General features: G+C 42.1%; 17 protein-coding genes and 1 tRNA gene. 6 read left to right on the top strand and 12 right to left on the bottom strand.

What is annotated here, in order from left to right; translation table 11 throughout:
* Positions 1–4: 4 nt before the first annotated feature.
* Genes aroC through aroB form a run of 3 tightly spaced genes read right to left on the bottom strand, consistent with a single transcriptional unit; the run spans position 5 to position 3,340 of the window.
* The gene (aroC, locus tag RF007C_RS06875; protein WP_037298532.1) at positions 5–1,084 is read right to left on the bottom strand and encodes a chorismate synthase; all 1,080 of its coding nucleotides are present in this window, start codon (positions 1,082–1,084) and stop codon (positions 5–7) included.
* Positions 1,065–2,297 carry a 3-phosphoshikimate 1-carboxyvinyltransferase gene (gene aroA / locus RF007C_RS06870; RefSeq protein WP_037298530.1) on the bottom strand — a complete coding sequence of 411 codons (1,233 nt, stop codon included), beginning with the start codon at positions 2,295–2,297 and terminating at the stop codon, positions 1,065–1,067. Before aroA ends, aroC begins: the two co-directional genes overlap by 20 nt.
* A gap of 2 nt (positions 2,298–2,299) precedes the next feature.
* Positions 2,300–3,340 (bottom strand): 3-dehydroquinate synthase, encoded by a 1,041-nt coding sequence (gene aroB / locus RF007C_RS06865; protein ID WP_037298528.1) that lies wholly within the window; start codon positions 3,338–3,340, stop codon positions 2,300–2,302.
* Positions 3,341–3,657: 317 nt separating this feature from the next.
* Between aroB and RF007C_RS06860 the strand changes: the two genes are divergently transcribed.
* Positions 3,658–5,346: a putative bifunctional diguanylate cyclase/phosphodiesterase gene (locus tag RF007C_RS06860; protein WP_051456580.1), complete on the top strand. Its 1,689-nt coding sequence runs from the start codon at positions 3,658–3,660 to the stop codon at positions 5,344–5,346.
* A gap of 368 nt (positions 5,347–5,714) precedes the next feature.
* Positions 5,715–5,801 (top strand) — tRNA-Leu (locus tag RF007C_RS06855).
* 20 nt (positions 5,802–5,821) lie between these two features.
* Here RF007C_RS06855 and RF007C_RS06850 read toward each other — a convergent pair.
* From RF007C_RS06850 to RF007C_RS06825, 5 genes are all read right to left on the bottom strand, one after another.
* Entirely contained in the window at positions 5,822–7,129 is a 1,308-nt protein-coding gene (locus RF007C_RS06850) for a tyrosine-type recombinase/integrase (protein ID WP_037298526.1), read from the bottom strand.
* A 139-nt stretch (positions 7,130–7,268) separates the two neighbouring features.
* Entirely contained in the window at positions 7,269–7,493 is a 225-nt protein-coding gene (locus tag RF007C_RS06845; protein ID WP_037298524.1) for a helix-turn-helix domain-containing protein, read from the bottom strand.
* Between the two features lie 515 nt (positions 7,494–8,008).
* Positions 8,009–8,440: a hypothetical protein gene (locus RF007C_RS06840; RefSeq protein ID WP_037298523.1), complete on the bottom strand. Its 432-nt coding sequence runs from the start codon at positions 8,438–8,440 to the stop codon at positions 8,009–8,011.
* The gene (locus RF007C_RS06835) at positions 8,437–8,934 is read right to left on the bottom strand and encodes a hypothetical protein (protein ID WP_037298521.1); all 498 of its coding nucleotides are present in this window, start codon (positions 8,932–8,934) and stop codon (positions 8,437–8,439) included. Before RF007C_RS06835 ends, RF007C_RS06840 begins: the two co-directional genes overlap by 4 nt.
* Positions 8,935–9,791: 857 nt before the next feature.
* Positions 9,792–10,646 carry a GIY-YIG nuclease family protein gene (locus RF007C_RS06825; RefSeq protein ID WP_037298517.1) on the bottom strand — a complete coding sequence of 285 codons (855 nt, stop codon included), beginning with the start codon at positions 10,644–10,646 and terminating at the stop codon, positions 9,792–9,794.
* 264 nt (positions 10,647–10,910) lie between these two features.
* Between RF007C_RS06825 and RF007C_RS06820 the strand changes: the two genes are divergently transcribed.
* On the top strand, positions 10,911–12,524 hold the full coding sequence (locus RF007C_RS06820; protein ID WP_037298515.1) for a leucine-rich repeat protein: 1,614 nt from the start codon (positions 10,911–10,913) through the stop codon (positions 12,522–12,524).
* Between the two features lie 57 nt (positions 12,525–12,581).
* Here RF007C_RS06820 and RF007C_RS06815 read toward each other — a convergent pair whose 3' ends face one another.
* Both RF007C_RS06815 and RF007C_RS06810 read right to left on the bottom strand, forming a co-directional pair.
* Positions 12,582–12,779 carry a hypothetical protein gene (locus RF007C_RS06815; protein ID WP_049962744.1) on the bottom strand — a complete coding sequence of 66 codons (198 nt, stop codon included), beginning with the start codon at positions 12,777–12,779 and terminating at the stop codon, positions 12,582–12,584.
* 83 nt (positions 12,780–12,862) lie between these two features.
* Positions 12,863–13,849, bottom strand: coding sequence for a helix-turn-helix transcriptional regulator (locus tag RF007C_RS06810; protein WP_082316717.1), 987 nt, complete (start codon positions 13,847–13,849; stop codon positions 12,863–12,865).
* A 473-nt stretch (positions 13,850–14,322) separates the two neighbouring features.
* Here RF007C_RS06810 and RF007C_RS06805 point away from each other — a divergent pair, with 473 nt between their 5' ends.
* The gene (locus RF007C_RS06805; RefSeq protein WP_242836279.1) at positions 14,323–14,685 is read left to right on the top strand and encodes a plasmid mobilization protein; all 363 of its coding nucleotides are present in this window, start codon (positions 14,323–14,325) and stop codon (positions 14,683–14,685) included.
* Positions 14,634–16,037, top strand: coding sequence for a relaxase/mobilization nuclease domain-containing protein (locus tag RF007C_RS06800; RefSeq protein WP_037298514.1), 1,404 nt, complete (start codon positions 14,634–14,636; stop codon positions 16,035–16,037). Before RF007C_RS06805 ends, RF007C_RS06800 begins: the two co-directional genes overlap by 52 nt.
* A 1-nt stretch (position 16,038) precedes the next feature.
* Here RF007C_RS06800 and RF007C_RS06795 read toward each other — a convergent pair whose 3' ends face one another.
* Together RF007C_RS06795 and RF007C_RS06790 are read right to left on the bottom strand one after the other, a co-directional pair.
* Positions 16,039–16,503, bottom strand: a complete 465-nt coding sequence (locus tag RF007C_RS06795) for a hypothetical protein (RefSeq protein WP_037298513.1) — start codon at positions 16,501–16,503, stop codon at positions 16,039–16,041.
* A 5-nt stretch (positions 16,504–16,508) separates the two neighbouring features.
* The gene (locus tag RF007C_RS06790) at positions 16,509–16,934 is read right to left on the bottom strand and encodes a hypothetical protein (protein WP_037298512.1); all 426 of its coding nucleotides are present in this window, start codon (positions 16,932–16,934) and stop codon (positions 16,509–16,511) included.
* Positions 16,935–17,178: 244 nt separating this feature from the next.
* Between RF007C_RS06790 and RF007C_RS06785 the strand changes: the two genes are divergently transcribed.
* Entirely contained in the window at positions 17,179–17,538 is a 360-nt protein-coding gene (locus RF007C_RS06785) for a single-stranded DNA-binding protein (protein ID WP_037298586.1), read from the top strand.
* The last annotated feature ends 20 nt before the right edge of the window (positions 17,539–17,558 follow it).

Here is a 17,558-nt window from a genome sequence, read left to right as displayed (position 1 = left end):
CACCTTAACAGAAATTCGGATAATCCAGCATATGAGAAAGGAGTGCGATGTTTACCGCAGCCTCCACACAGGGTACTGCTGCGGGAACACTGCATGGGATATGCCTCGGGCTTTCAGCTGTCTCATCGGTCATATCACGATAATTAACAGCCTGCTGCTCGCCTCCGACGAACTCTGAGGGCTTGAAGGCAACTCTAAGAGTTATAGGCATTCCCGAGGATATACCGCCGATAATGCCGCCGTGGTTATTGGTCCTTGTAAGGACATGACCGTGGTTGTTGACGTAGAATTCGTCGTTATTCTGGCTTCCCACCATTTTTGCAGACGTAAAGCCCGCACCGAACTCCAGTCCCCTGACGTTGGGGATACCGAATATGAGCTGTGCGATATTATTTTCAAGTCCGTCAAATATAGGAGAGCCTATACCTGCTGGAACGTTTACCGCTGCACACTCAATGACTCCTCCGAGGGACTCGCCGCCCTCGTGAGCCTTGTTTATATCCTCTATCATTTCCCAGCCCTTGCGGTCACTGATAACCGGAAACTCCTTGTTCCTGACGCTGAGGACTCCGTCCCTTGTGATATTCACGGGATCGAATGGATTATCCTTTATATTGTGTATCTGAAGTATATGAGCGCCTGTATATATACCTCTTCTTTCAAGTATCTGGGCGCATACAGCTCCCGCAAAGCAAAGCGGAGCCGTGAGTCTGTCGGAGAAATGCCCGCCTCCGCGCACATCATTGAAGCCTCTGTACCTGAGAGTACCTGTATAGTCGGCGTGTCCGGGTCTTACCAAATTATCCGCCTGACTGTGCTGAGGAGCAGTCTCCGGCTGATTCTGCAAGAAAGCACAAAGCGGAGTACCTGTGGTACGGTCGTTGAAAATACCTGACATTATATGAGGCATGGAATTAACGGCATAATTACTGCCGCAGGAATATCTTCTTGCCATGAAGCGAGCAAGCTCCTCGGCATCAATATACTCTCCCGAGGGCAGATTATCAACGGTAACGCCTATGGCAGGACCGTTTGCTTCGCCGAACATGGAGACAGATATCCGATTATTCCAGAATGATGACATTAGCTTTACCTCCGAGCATTTTGTAGTCGTCAAAGAAAGCGGGATATGACTTTTCCGCAGCCTCAGCTCCCCTGATGACTACCTCTCCGTCAATATGAGCAGCCGCAATGGCAGCTGCCATAACTATCCTGTGGTCGCCGAAGCTGTCAACAGTACCGCCGTGCATGGCTCCCGTAGGATGGATAATAAGTCCGTCGTCGGTGATCTCCACATTGCCGCCGAGAGCATTCAGCATGGCAGCCGTGGTCTGAAGCCGGTCGCTTTCCTTTATTTTAAGTCGTTTAGCGTTGTATATTACAGAATCGCCGCTGCCGAAAGCACCAAGCACCGCCAGTACGGGTACAAGATCGGGTATATCAGAGCAGTCGGCATTGTAGTGTCCGATATTGCCATTATAACACATATTGCGTATAATTTCAAGGATTTTCTTGTCGCCCTGAACGCTGTTTTCATTGAGATTGTGGAGCTCTACCTGTGAACCGAGAGCGTTTGCAACACAGAAAAATGCTGCCTGGGAATAATCTCCCTCTATTTTCTCGTCATGGGGAAGATATTTCTGCCCGCCCTTTACACGGAAGCCCCTTTCTGTCTCCTCAGCGTAAACGCCGAATCTTCGGAGAGTATCGATGGTTATATCGACATAGGGACGTGACTCAAGATGAGAGGTCAGAACTATCTCGGAGTCTCCCTCCAGAAGAGGCAGTGCAAAAAGAAGTCCCGTGATGAACTGTGAAGAAACATCACCCTCTATTTCAAATATGCCGCTTTTGAGTCCACCGTATACAGTAAATGGCATGGTGTTGTTATAATCAAAGGCAGCTCCATTTTTGCCGAGCTCGCGGATAAATATATCAATGGGACGCTGAGGCAGTCTTCCCCTGCCTGAAAACTCCGTTTCCGAACAAAGAACAGATGCAACAGGTATGATAAAACGCAGAGTTGAGCCGCTTTCATTGCAGTCGACAGCGCATTTCCCTGTTTTCATTCCGCCTGCGCCCCTGACGGTAATATCTTCTCCGTTTACTGTGAATTCTGCTCCCAGGGCAGTCATTGCTCCGATAGTAGCCTCTATGTCCTTTGACATGGTAACTCCGCTGAGATGTGAAACTCCCTCCGCAAGAGCAGCACATATAATAGATCTGTGGGCACAGCTCTTTGAGGCAGGCACATCGAGGCGTCCGCGGAGCACTGAAGGTGTTATACGAATATCCATGTTTATTTCTCCATAAGTCGGCAGAATTCGGTGAACGGCAGCTTTACTATCTCACTCCTGCCGATCTCTTTGCAAATGATATAGTTTATGCTGGAAAACTCATTCTTCTTGTCCTTTGAACAGAAGGGCAGCAGCTCGCTCATGGGGATATCGCTGCCTGTGGGGAGCTTGTATGCTTCACAGCACTTTTTCAGTCTTTCGGAAAGCTGAGGTGCGAGCCTGTCGATTATCATACACATACCTGCCGCAACTCCTGCGCCGTGAGAGATACCCGTATAGTGATGCCAGCCCTCAATGGCATGACCGAGAGTGTGGCCGAAGTTCAGTATCATGCGCTCTCCCCTGTCGAACTCGTCGTTTTCAACTACCTGACGCTTGATATCCACGCATTTGTAAACCATTTCGTCCATTATCGAATCAATTGATGCAAGATCATGGGATTCGATGAGCTCAAAGAGCTTCTCATCGCGGATCATGCCGTATTTTATGCACTCGCCCATACCCTCAGAAAGGATATCATCGGAAAGAGTCTTCAGCACGTCGCTGTCGCATATTACAAGGGCAGGCTGCTTGAAAGCGCCTACAAGATTCTTTCCGCCGGGGATATCTATGGCAGTCTTGCCGCCTACCGAGGAATCCACCTGTGCAAGCAGAGTGGTCGGTATCTGCACAAAATCAACTCCCCTGAGATATGAAGCGGCTGCAAATCCGGTTATATCGCCTACAACGCCTCCTCCGAGAGCTACTATTATGTCTTTTCTTGTAATTCCGCTGCTGCATAGGAAGTCGTAGATCCTGCCGAGGTTATCGAGACATTTTGACTTTTCGCCGTTCGGAAAAGTATAAACGCTGCACTCAAAACCCGCCTTTTTCATTGACTCCAGCGCTGTTTCAAGATGGAGCTTTTCTACTATATCATCCGTGATGACAGCAGCCTTTCTTGCAGCCGTGATCTCAGCTATATATTCACCGCATTTACCAAGGCCTCCGCGTTCGATGAGAACATCATAAGGCGCACTGGTATTTATACGTATCTTCTTCATTCCAACGACCTCCGATATAAAATTTACCGCTTGAAAAACAGCGGCAGCTTCTGAAAAAATTATACCATACACGGAAATGATTGTCAACGCTTTTACGCTCTAAAACTTTTATCTGCTGAAATTTCTGAGATATCATTTTCAGTGCTTAGTTTCTGATTGTACAATTTTAACAACAATAAATAACATAGCCGAAACAAGCTTGTAATGTTCACACTATATTCATAGATTATCTATCATTTGCCGCAAATTACATGATATAATCAATTTGTAAAAATATAATCTGATACAGGCATTGCCTGTGTTCGGAGGGGATATGTATGAACACAAATGAGTACATAACAGCACTTGAAAATTTTATCAACAAGATGTATCTCATCATTGATACGCTTGATCCTGCTATATCTGAGTCTATGGAGGATCTCTGCCATATACTCAAGATAGGCAAGATAGATTTTATCGCCTGTGATAATGAAGCTGCAGAGCATATCGGTCTCTTCAAGAGCAGATGCTTTTATGATTCGGGGGAATCCTGCGACGGAGATTATATCACAAGGCGTCTTATCACACCTGATGACAAAATCGCTATATATAAAGTAATGCTGCGGGACGGAAGCGATGAATGGAACGAACTCGACAGACAGAGAATTGAGATATTCATATCTCTGCTCAGTACCTTCAACGCCAGAGGCAGACTTATGAAGACCGCCAAGCACATGGCCTTCCATGACAGCGACCTGAATATGTACAACCTCAAGCAGTTCATGAAGTGTGTCAGAAAGCAGTGCAAGGAGGAGCATATAGATGAGTATGCTGCCATATACTTCAATCTGAAGAAATTCTCCATTGTCAATCAGCAGATCGGACGCGAAAACGGCACAAGGGTAATGAAACAGTTCATCAGCATCATAGACGCTCACCTTGAAGGTGAAGATGAGGTCGTATGCCATATCGGCGGAGATAATTTCATTGTGCTCCTTAAACAGAATAAGCTCCAGCCCATACTGAAACTATTGAGCGGTACAGGCATATCCATAGACGAGAATATGACCGAGAGGATATTTATCTCCGCTACTGCAGGAGTATACATTATCCCGGATATGGACAGCTTTGTCCTGCCGACGGATATTATGGACAGAGTGAGTATGGCATACCATATCGCCAAAAGTCTCGGGAATCAGGACGTTGTCTACTTTGATGATACTCTCCTTGCAAGAAGCAAGAGAAATAATGATATAACTGCAAGCTTTCCCAAGGCGCTCGAGGACAACGAATTCCTTGTGTACTATCAGCCCAAGATCTCTCTTAAAGGCAAGAATATTGCAGGTGCAGAGGCTCTGTCACGCTGGTATCACAACGGCATGATAATCCCTCCTGCGGAGTATATCCCTGTCCTCGAACAGGGCAGAGACATTTGCAAGCTCGATTTCTATGTTCTCGATACAGTATGCCGTGATATTCGCAGATGGCTCGATACAGGGAGAAAGGTAGTCCGTATCTCGGTAAACCTCTCACGCCGCCACCTGTCGGATATGGATCTTCTCCAGCGTATCGTGGATATTGTGGATAAGCATAATGTCCCCCATGAATATATTGAGATAGAGCTTACCGAAACCACCACCGACGTTGAGTTCAAGGATCTCAAGCGTACTATAAGCGGACTCCAAAAGACAGGTATCGCTACATCGGTCGATGACTTCGGTATCGGTTATTCCTCACTCAATCTCATAAAGGAACTTCCCTGGAACGTACTGAAGCTCGATAAGAGCCTTCTTCCTGTCAACAGCACCGACAACAGCGACCAGAAGGTTGTCATGTTCAAGTACCTTATTGCTATGGCTCAGGAAATGGGACTTGAATGTATCGCTGAAGGCGTTGAGACAAAAGAGCAGGTTCAGCTGCTTACGGAAAACAGATGCAGTCTTGCTCAGGGCTTCTATTTTGACAAGCCGCTTCCTGTAGAAGAATTTGAGAACAGACTTATTGATAATTACACATATGAGATATGAAAAAGGCTGCCTATCATGGCAGCCTTGATTTATCGTTTTCGGGTATTGACATTATATCAGTTTTTTGGTATAATTATTTCATTGCGCCGGTGTGATGGAATTGGCAGACGTGCGAGACTCAAAATCCCCTCAGCTTTTTTTCACTGAGTATTTTGGTTTTCTACCTCGACTTGCTAAAATCCACGTCGTTCCGACGTTTCAACACTTTTGCATTTCAATTTTGGTAGAGAAAATCTTGTACATCTACCGATTTTCCTTCGATTTTTTCTACCAGATTTGACTCGTTTCTTCAATTTTCGGGTTGCGGTAAGGGACTTTCTGTTTTGTACTTTTCGATTCGGAATTGATTAACTAAAAAAATTAAATAAGCCGGTGTGATGGAATTGGCAGACGTGACGGATTCAAAATCCGTTGGTGGCAACACCGTGCGGGTTCGACCCCCGCCACCGGCACCATGAGAACAGGTTCTTAATTATTAAGAGCCTGTTTTTTCGTTTGTGCTCTCATTCTCCTCTGTCTCTGCTTCATCACCAAGAGCATTGGCAATGACCTCAGCAGAGGAAACTCTCGACTGATAATCGAGGTGACTGTAAAAGTTAGCGGTAACGTTAAAAGTAGAATGTCCAAGCCAGTCCTGGATTGCTTTCATTGACACTCCGCTTGCAAGTAAAAGACTTGCACAGCTGTGACGCAGATCATGGAAACGCAGCGGACGGAGATTGAACTTCTTTATGATCATTTTGAAATGCCTTGTTACATACTCAGGTGTTATAATCGCTCCGGTGTTGTCACGGCAGACAAATCCATCGAATGTCCTGTCGAAGTCAGACTTCAGTATCTGTGAATACTGCATTTCAAGCATCATTCTCTTTTTCAGCATTTTTTCTATATGCGGAATGAGTGGAAGTGTTCTGACACTTGCTTCGGTTTTAAGATTTTCATCTATCCTCAGCTGTTCATGCCCGTCTTCAAAAATGCTTGTGATCTTGCGGCATACTGTAAGAGTACCCTTGTCAAAGTCTATCGCATCCCACTTCAATCCGATGATCTCGCTTCTGCGAAGTCCGTAATAGGCTGCGATATTTACCACAAGCTCCAGTCTGTCTCCTTCAAACACTTTAAGAAGATGATTGATCTCCTCTTTGGAATAGAAATTTGCCCTGTACTTTTCAAGCTTCGGCAGGTCAACCTTATCAGCCGGATTACCCATAAGCATATCCATCTTAACCGCATACTTCAGAGCTTTATGTATATTTGCGTGATAATGCTTTACCGTATTTCCGGTTTTGCCTTCACTATACATATCATTGTAGAATTTCTGAATCTGCAAGGCGGTCAGTTCCTCTAAAAGAAGATCAGGATAGTTTTCGTCGAAATAATTCTTTACTATTCTCAGATTTCGGATATAACCTTCATAAGAAGTATATGCGATTGAAGCCTTGACTGAATCAAGCCAGTAAAACAGAAAATCAGTGAACCTGAAACTTGATCCTGACGGAAGCTCTGTACTGCCTGGTATTCTTGGATCTCTTTCCAGTAAAGAAGGCTTTTTAACTTCCTTTTCAACTACTGCTGTAGCTTTGCCTGAACAGTAGTCCTCGTAAAATTCTGCTACAATCTCGCTGACTCTTGAGTTAAGGGCTTTTTTTGAACAGCTTGTCATAAGACCTGTTCCAACCCATTTTCTTTTCCTTTTACCGTTATCGTCTTTAAAATCAAATATTACATACATCTTATCGTTTTTCTCAGATAAAATATACTTAAAAGGCATACTCGCTTTCATTATAAAACCTCCTTGTTCTGTGAAAACGGTAGAAAAGCCTTTTACTGACTCTCTCATTGTAGCGCAGTTTTACGGACTTTTCAAGCTTTTTGGTTCACTTTCGTTTATTTACAGCGCAACGGATATTTCTACCAAGTGCTTATTGTGCGCTTTGCAGAATAAATTTTATAACAGAAATCTTTGCAACCTTTATGTGACGGCAATACGGGATCTTAGGTATAACTCCCTCTTTGATGAGTTCGTACACCTTATTCCTGTGAAGCCCAAGCATTTCACTGATTTCCTTTACAGTTACTATCTCAGGATAGTCACTGAACAGGGTTTCTTCAGATGTATCTTTTTCTGACAACAGTTGTTCTTCCATTGTACAGCTCCTTTCAATTGTAATAATTGAAAAACAGCAAATAGTGTTCGTTATTAGATTGTCAAGATACTATGCCCGGTCCAGCGGAACGGGATAAATACATCGTTTGCTATTATTCGATGTACTGTTGGCAGCTCCCCCACGAATCTCAGAAGTGAGGAAGCTCCCGACAGCATATCGCTGTCAAACTGATAGGAGATTTCATAATATGAGATGATATCGGCAATGCCTGTCTCTTTAACGTACAGGCACTCCCGACAGCATCTCTGCTGTCATTTGAAAATAAAGGAATCATACTTGATGGCTTTTTAAAGATGGGGACGGTACAGAAATGGAAAAAAATGCACCGTCCCTTAACTCGGAGGTAACAGTATGTCAGAGGTCGTTTATTTCCTCTCACACCGCATAGAGGTCAATGCCCTCTATACATCAACCGAGAAATTTGCGTTTTTGGGGTTGATTTTCGCAAAAAAATTGCTTTCAAAAAGAAAAAACGGCATTTTCACTAAAATCAATCATATATTTTCGTGCATTGTGATATAGTCTTTTAGCAGTTCTTTCGCACGGTCTATCCTGTAACGTACTGCTTCAAAAGTCATACCATATTTGCTTGCGAGATACATCATACTGACTTTATCCTGATTATAGTAATAGTCTCTGATAAGAAAATATCCCTCCGGATAGTCGGCTCTGAGCATCTGCATAGCAACAGGCAGATAATCAAGTCTACGGTTGTGCTTCTGTATCTCCTCAGCTTCAAACTCGCTTATGGGGATACTTGCAGGATCAGGGTTTATCTCCAGTACGTCATCAAAGTCTGCACTCTGGTTAAGATACTCTGCATCACGCTCCTCAAGGTATTTCTCCCTGCGGAGCATTCTGTTATATTCCTTTTCTACGTTACGGGGAACGTCTTCATCGAAGTGTACATATAAAAATCGGCTCATTCCGTTCTTTCCTCCTTTGCGGAGGTCAAAGCGGAAATAGGTTTACAGCCTTTTTCTATAAGACTATCGTTACAGGCTATTACGATATATTCTTCCTTAAATGCACAGGCAGCGAGAAAAGAACGTAATATAATATCACGAGTGCTGGGATAAGGATCATCGGCAGGCATCATCAGATGCGACTTGCAGAACAAGTGTTTCTGTCGCATAGGGTGAAGTCTGAGTGCTATACAGACCGCACATAGCGAATCATATGTAACGTGTCTTTTGCCTGAGAAGTAATAGTAGATCCCTGACTTTGATAATCCTGAAAGTAATGAAAGCTCTCTTACGTTTATTCCGTAGTAGTCGAGGTAACGGTTCAGAGCTTTAGTAAATGTATCCTGCTGCTTTCCTTCAAGCTGTTCCGTGCCATATACATAAACATCGTAGTTATCGGGTTCTTTCAGTTCACTGAACAATGGAATACGAATTATATCTCTTTTTGTTTTCATATTGCTCCCGTCCTTTCCGTCGGACGGAGGCATCAAATGAGCATAGTGCGACTGTCATTCGGCATAAACCGTCCGACAATCAAACATTACCCGGTCATTTGACTGTTACATATATTCAGTTATAATACAGTGATCGAGTAACCCTCCTGCGCAGTAAGGCTCACTGTATCAGTACCGCATAATCACAATGTTGCGTTCTATACTATTATGACCTAATACGGCAGAAAAAGCAAATTTTCGGCGTCCACATAAGTGGACAGCATGAATTCAGAAAAGCACCATTTCACAAGGATTTGTTGAAAAAACATCTTCCTGAAATAATGAATTGTGAAAACCTTGATTAGCCCTGTTTTGCTAACTAATCACTATAGTTTTTCGGTAAATGACTTTGTGGACACTTCACCAAAATTTCATCTGTTTATCACATTGTACATATAGAAACAGGGCGGCCTGATCTGCTCAGACCGCCCCTAATGCCGTTGAAGTAAGCATACTTCCTCTCAATTATGTCACAGCACAGATAAACCGCAAGGCTATCGTAGCAGACAGGGTGATTTCATTTTAGTCCAGTACACAGTTATCACCTCCTCCTGATTCCGATAACTCCTTTGTGTTTGTATGGAACTGTTAATGAACGATCAAATAATCGAGTTATATGCCTTTCTGATTATATTATACCAAAACAGAACGCCAAAACTTCATTTCTGCTTGTTGTATCGAAAAATTATTATATCATTTCAGATATTCAGTAGTTCACTTCTACAAGATTTTCTGATGAAAAAGAAAAGAGCCATTGCCTGTAAGGGCAACAGCTCTATGATTGTAACTTTGACTCCAGTGGGGTCAAAGTTGTAAGATCAGTTATTATTCATTCCAAACTCTTTACTTAAAAGTCGTTTTTTCCAAATATTCTCGATTTTAATTACATCATCTTCAACTACAGTTTTAGGAAGTATCTGCAATATTGAAAACTGAAAAGCATGGTATCTATCTGGATAGTCGCAGATTAACTTACGCATTTTTTTGTTGTTACCATGTTTAGTATTAACATAGCATTCCCATCTTCCAAATAAACCATCAACACCATACGCAGAACCGACATACTGTTTTCCGTTTTCTGTATCTACTATCAAATAAATTGCGTATACAGATTTCAATGCTGTATGCCATGGTTCATATACTTCTGGATTTTCAACGATTTCCTTTAATTGATCAAATGATAGCAAAACGTTCTCATAACCCATGAATACTTTTTTCTCGTCAGGTATTAGAGAAACAATAGCCTTCTCGGTAGTTCCTTTCTGATACCACGCACGAGCTGATGAACCCCATTCAATGGTAATTTTCCCTTCGTATTCTTTTAGAAGCTCAACAGGTTCAAGATCATAAACAATTCCTTCGCCTTTATAATGGCTTGCTTCTAATTCAGGTACTCCCGCAGGAACTCTATCTGGTGTATCAGAAACATAATTTCCAACCTTATACAAAGCAAACAGCTTTGCAAGCGTACCTTGCCCGCTTATAAATACTGCCCAGTAGTCATAATTATATCCCTTAAATCTGATTTTTTGATGACAAGTATATTCGTATATCTTACCACTGTCCGCACATTCCCTGAAAGTTTTGTCTGAGTAAGCGTGTCTGATTAAACACACTTTTGTCGGATCTAAACCTACTTTCTTCAAAACGTCAGAAAAGAATAGAATAGCCATAATAACCCCCCTATTTTATATGAAATTCAGTTCTTTTTCCTTGATTATACCATATTATACTGATTTAATCAATTGTATATTATTAAAACGTCGATTTGCACTACAAGATAATCGCTGATATGTACATAACGATAAAAAGAAACTATTTATATTGCAGAACACTTGTTCGTATTGTATAATAACTATATAAGGATAGTATCATATATCTTTTCTTGTTGCAGAGATATGTGATTTTATATTTTTATGATATGGGGAGGAATAATAATGCGTAAAAACCTAATCAAAAGAGTGCTTGCTGTTATAACAGCAAGTATGATGATTGGTATTGCTACTGTAGATTCCAGAAACGAAATTTGTAGCAATACTCAGCTTAAAGCTTGGGCGTATAATCCTGAATACTATAATCAAGATTATCCTAATTGTCCATATGATAAAGAAACTAAAACTCTTACTATTCGTAAGGGGTTTGGAGATCAGTATGGAATGATGCATGATTTTGATACTATTGAAGCACCTTGGGCAATATTTCAATCAGAAATAGAAAAAGTAATAATTGAAGATGGTATATTTTCAATTGGAAGCAAGGCGTTTTACAATTGTAAAGCGTTAAAAAGCCTAACTATACCTGACACTGTTCATGAAATTCATTCTTCAGCATTTGAAAGTTGTTCATCATTAAGCCAAATCAATCTATCAGGTAAAATAATGGCTATAAATTCAAATGCCTTTAGTAAATGTACTTCTTTAACAGAAGTAAATATAGAAAAAATGCCATCTACAGCTATGATGTTAGGTGATAGAATCATACGTCAGTCAGCATTTAGCGACTGTACAATATTATCCAAAGTAACACTTCCTGATGATATAGAACATATAGAAAAAGATGTATTTAAAGGTTGTTCTTCATCACTTACAATTGTAGGATATAGTAATTCTTCTGCTGAAAAATATGCCAAAAATAACGGATTCAATTTTAAAGATATTAATTCCGAACCAGTAGTTACAGAACCGGTTGTTACAGAGCCGACTGTTACCGAACCAGTAGTTACAGAACCGGTTGTTACAGAGCCGACTGTCACCGAACCAGTAGTTACAGAACCGGTTGTTACAGAGCCAACTGTTACCGAACCAGTTGTAACAGCACCGATATTAACACAATCTCCTGAGGTATATAGTCAGTATAATCAGGATTATCCTAACTGTCCTTATGATAAAGACACTAAAACATTAACTATCAAAAAGGAATATTGTAATGAAGACGGAAGAATGCCACGTCCAAGTATGGGTGCAAAAGGACCTCCTTGGTTTATATTTAGAGATGAAATGGAGAATGTTGTTATAGAGGATGGCGTAACAACTATAATGACAGAGAGTTTTAGGGATTGTTCAGTGCTAAAATACGTGTCTATCCCAAACAGCATGAAAACTATTGACGGTCATTCCTTTTGGGATTGCCCGGCAATAACTCAAATAACTATTTCTGGTACAGAACTAAATATTTTTAGCTCCGCATTTCACAGATGTTCCTCATTGACTACTGCTATACTGCCTGACACACTTGTATATATTGCTCCAGATGCTTTTTCAGACTGTCCTTCGTTTAGCACTATAAAAGGAAGTAAAAATACAATTGCAGAATCATATGCAAAACAGCGTGGTTATGCTTTCGTAGAGATTACTAATAAAGAACCTAATCAACCTTTTGATGAATTAAACCGTGATATAAATGAAGATGGTGCTGTAACAACTGGAGATCTAATATCTTTAGCAAAAATGATAATAGGAACTGAAAATAAAACACCTGCATCTGATCTTAACAGTGATGGTGAGGTTAATTCTTTAGACTTTCTTGAATTAAGAAAAGTATTCTTAGCTTAATAACATTAATTCATAATAAAACAGTCCTTCCGTAAATTATTGCGGAAGGACTTATTTTTATGCAATTGCAGGAACAAAGCTCTTTCGGAGCTGTCCTTCGGAGTATGAAGAAAGTTTACCGTCTGACCATTCAACATACACCATATCATGTTCGTCGATATAAATGATCGTTGCTGTGCTGCCGACGGGCTTTTCGCTGTATGTGCCAGCATCGTTCAGCTTTATTTTAGCGCCTACTGTTATTGAATCCATCATAGTATACCTCCTGAATTTACACACTTTCTCAATTATACTACAATGGAAATTGAGTGTCAAGGCACTGGTTGCGGTCAGCACGGTCACTCCTGAAAAGAAAAATCAGGATATGCACCGAGCATTTTTCTGACCTCTGCTAAGAATTCAGACCTCACTTTTGGCGGAGACAGCAGCTCTATTCCGTCACCATACTTCATTACCCATAGATAAAATCTCTGGTTGATGCCTACACGAACGGAAATGTTCACTGAGTTACCGTCATCGGAGTATCTGGAGACAGAGGCATATTCTCCGAAATGCTCCATCATATCATCGAGCAGAACACGCTTTACTCTGAGCGTGACGTTCTCGTAGTATTCAGGTTCAAACATATCTATAACGAAGCCGTCACACTTTTCTTCTTTCGGCAGAAGGCATCTTGATACTTCACCGCTTTCTATATTCTTCATACGGTCTATGCGGTAGGTACGCCAAGCCTTGGTTTCTTCATTGTAGCATTTCAGATAAAAGCGGTTATTGAAGAAAACCACTTTTACGGGGATAAGCTCTCGCTTCTTATGATAGTATTTGATTTTCTTGTCGGTATCATATTTCCCGTACTCAAAGTTGATTTTTCTTTTTTCTGCAATCAGCCTGTGGATAAGGTCTAAGTTGTTCAGCAGATCAAGAGAAGGAGAACACTTTTCGTTGAGCGTGATACGGCTGATGAGCTGTCTGATCTCGGCATCGGAACACATACCTTCAAATTTCTTGATGAGCTGACGCTTCTGCTTTGAAGTCAGGAACTTGTTGATTGATATGGAGTCCACTATGAAGCGTATTTCATTGAACGAGAAACCTTTGTCTATCAGAGCATAGAAAGCCTTGTTGTGATCACAGTTCTTTTTGACAATGTTATTGCCCATGTTGGTGAGTCTGTCTATGTCACGGCGGATAGTGACCTCGGCAGGCATAGATAAGTTGCCGACCCGGGAAACATAATCCTGTATCTGCTTGATACTGACATAGGTGTTTTCATCGGAATATCGGGAGAGATATTCCAGTACGCAGATTATTCTTTCGTGTTCCATAATATACCTCCACTTTTGATTTCAAAAAAATCCCTGTCCTGAGAGCTTATCAGAACAGGGAGCATAAAGTCAGCGACCTCACTTAACCTGCCCGTTCAGGTAAGTGAGGTTTTCTTTTTTCGGACGGAAAAAAGCACCGCCGATGACTACTATTATTTTATCACAGCATACGCTCCCCTTCAATGAGGTTCGGTATAGTGCGGCATAATATTCGGTATGTCTAAGTAAAAGCAATTCTATTTGTAAACTTTCTGTGAACATTTGGCTTATTTAACCCCAAAAACTCAAAAACGTCGGTTGATAAGTGAGGGGGTATTTTCGTGAGCCGAAGGCTCAAAATGAAATTGCTCCCGAAGGGGGCAAATCAAACCCAGCAAGCACGGCAATTCGTTCCCACGGAAATCCGTGACAACGCCTTGCATAGCTTGTCAGAGGGACACCCCTAAAACCCCGATTTTGAAAGCAGAAAGGAAGTGATAAAAACGAGTAGAAATGCTGAGAAAGACAGCCGAACACAGTTCATTAAATTCCGAGTCAGCGACGAGGAACTTGAAGCCATCAATAACAAGTTTCAGAACAGCGGTATGAAGTCAAAGAGCGACTTCATCAGGACTATGATCATGGAGGGGCATATCGTTATTTTCAGCGAGACTGAGCTGAGGGAGATCCACCGCCTTATGACAACGATTGCGAACAACGTAAATCAGATAGCCGTAAGAGCTAACAGCACAGGCAAAGTTTACGATGAAGATATTGCTGAAATCAAGGAGGAAATCAATCAGATTTGGCAACCACTAAGATATTTCCAATCACAGCTACTGAGGCTAAAGCATTAGCGTATATCGCCAATCCCGATAAGACCAACAACGGCAGATTGATTTTAACGTCAGGGTGCAGCGAAGATCCCTATCAGGCGAGCCGTGATTTTGAGCAGATCAGGAAGCTTGGAACGGGTTTAAGTACAGTCCTCTCACAGCACTTCATTCAGAGCTTTGCACCTGGGGAGATCACACCCGAACAGGCATTGCAAGTTGGCAAGGAAATGTGTGAGCGTTTCCTCAAGGGAGAGTATCAGTATTTTCTTGCAGTCCACAACGATCGTGACCATATTCATCTGCACGTTATATTCAACAACGTAAACCAATGGAACGGACGCACTTTTGAGACTAACGAGAACCGCAGATACACTCAGAAAGACCGCTCATATAATAAGCTTCGGGAAATATCAGATAAGGTATGCAAGGAACATAATCTGTCAGTCATTATTTGCCCCGAACCTGATAAGGGAATGTCCTACTGGGAGTGGGCAATGAACCGTAAGGGACTCTCATGGAAAGCGAAGCTGAAATATGCGATTGACCAAGTGGCGAAGCAGAGTGATGACTTCGATGATTTTCTGAAAAAATGCAGGGAGAACGGCATTCTTGTCGAGTACAATCCCGACCATAAGATCGACCTGAAATTTATGCTTGCCGAGCAGAAAGAACGCAACCCCCGTGCTAAGTTTACCCGTGCAAAAACGCTGGGCTGGTATTACGAAACAGCTCAGATAAAGAAACGCATTGATATGTACAAGGGCGTTATGTCATACGCTCCGAGGGCGAGGGTTAAGCGGACAGCTCAGGTGCAGGAAAACAAGTATCTCAGAGACTACATTGACCGTGCAAATATGAAGCAAGTCAGCAAGTCCATAAATATCGCTTCCAAGTACGGTATAAGAGCTGATGAAATCGAAGGTGAAGCTATGGCTGCCTTTATACTGAAAGGTCAGCTTTCCGAACAGAGAAACGCAGTCGATATACAGCTTGATGACCTTATCGTACAGGTTAAGGTTCTGAAAAAATATCGCCGTCTTAGTGAGGTAGCTGCGGAGCTGAAAACTCTCAGCGGACGGCAGGCAAAGCAGTTCCGTACAGAGCATAGTTCCGAGCTGAATGAATACGGGGAATGTCAGAAACAGATACTCGAATGGTATCCGTCAGGTCATATCCCATCGGTCGAAGCGGCGGAGAAAAAAATTCACGCCCTTAAACAAGAGCGTGAACAGTTAAAATCTCAGTATGAAGCTGTTAAGATCAAGGCAAAGGAACTGGGCGAAGCTCAGCGCGATATTGATGAATTTCTCAGGCAGGAGCGTGACACTCAACAGCAGAAACGTAAGAAGAATAAGAATGGGGATTTGGAATAGCTTAATGAAAGCGGGAGAAGTCTGTACATAGGTATTTATCATACTTCTCTTTACAGTATTCTTTTTTCTCTCCGGTAGTCTTATCAGTTTTATTACCGTTAAACCAGATACTTCGTTTACCTTTATTCTTTCCGTTCTTATTTGTTACACATTCGCTTAGAAATTCCTCTGATGACATGATCCACATCGAATCAAGTCTCTCAGAATAAAAAACAAAGTAGAAATTCGGAGTTAATTCGTGAGTAATTGCAGAGAATAAAGCTGCGTCACCATCAGTAACTTCATTTGAGCGAGCTTTGATCTGTATTTCGATAAAAGTTCCGTCTGCTTTTTTGATAACACAGTCTACACCGTGATCATCAACAAGAGGAAGGTAAACATCTAAGCCCTCCATGAGCATCTTTCCTACAAGGTTATACTCCATACGTTTTCCGAAGCCTGCTGAGTGTCTGAATGATATTCCCATAATGATTACTCCTTATCAGAATGATGTTCTCTGTATTCTTTCAATGCCGCAAGCATCAGATACTTTACGGTCATACCAAGCTCCTGAGCGTAAGCCTTGATTTCATCGCCTTCACCTTTAGGAACATTGAAGCGGATATAGTCATAATTCTCTTTGAGGTATTCCGCTGTCGGCTGGACTTTCTTACGCTTGGTTGTGGAGACACAGTCCTTGCAATACTTCTGAGAGCCGGATGTCACGGTAAAGGTCTTACCGCACTTCGGACATATCTGTTCGCTGCCAACTGTAACGGACGAGCCGGACTTCTTCTTTTCTGCATAGGCTCTGTTCCTCTGGACCTGAGCCTTATCACGGCAGTATATACAATACTTTGCACGGCTGGACGGGGTCTGAAACTCCATACCGCACATCTCACATTTGCGAGTAAACAAGCGTATTCCCCCTTAAAACGGTATTTTCCCTTATTCTAACACGTTTTAGGCATAAAGTCAAGTATAACGTGAATTTTGTGAAAATGTCACTGGGAAAATATCAAAAACAGGGTGCTGATTGCTGCGCACCTACAAAAATAATTTTCTTCTCAAAATTATACTTGACTTTATGCCTAAAGTCATATATAATAAAATCACAAAAGGAACACGAAAAACCACAAACCACGAAAGGAAGGTAAATCCTATGTTAAACAAATTCTTAGTCGCAGGCAGAATGACTGCCGATCCCGAAATCAAGACCGTTGGCGATAACCGCCTCTGCAAGTTTACTATCGCCTGTGAACGACCGAAACGAAAGGGTGAGGAGAAAACTGAAACCGACTTCTTTACCTGCACCGCCTGGAACCGCAACGCTGATGTAGTAGTCGATTGGTTCGGCAAAGGCGATATTATCACACTCGTCGGAGCGGTACATATCAACCAGTATGAAAAGAACGGAGAGAAGCGTAACTCAACCGAGGTAAAGGTCGAAGAAATCCACTTCTCAGGCGGTAAGAAGAACAATAACACCAACGCCGGATCAGACGAAGAACCGCTGTTCTGAACCGTAATCACAGGAGGATA

The organism is Ruminococcus flavefaciens 007c, assembly GCF_000571935.1.
Classification (GTDB): domain Bacteria; phylum Bacillota; class Clostridia; order Oscillospirales; family Ruminococcaceae; genus Ruminococcus; species Ruminococcus flavefaciens_F.
This window is presented reverse-complemented; position numbering and strand designations above follow the sequence as displayed.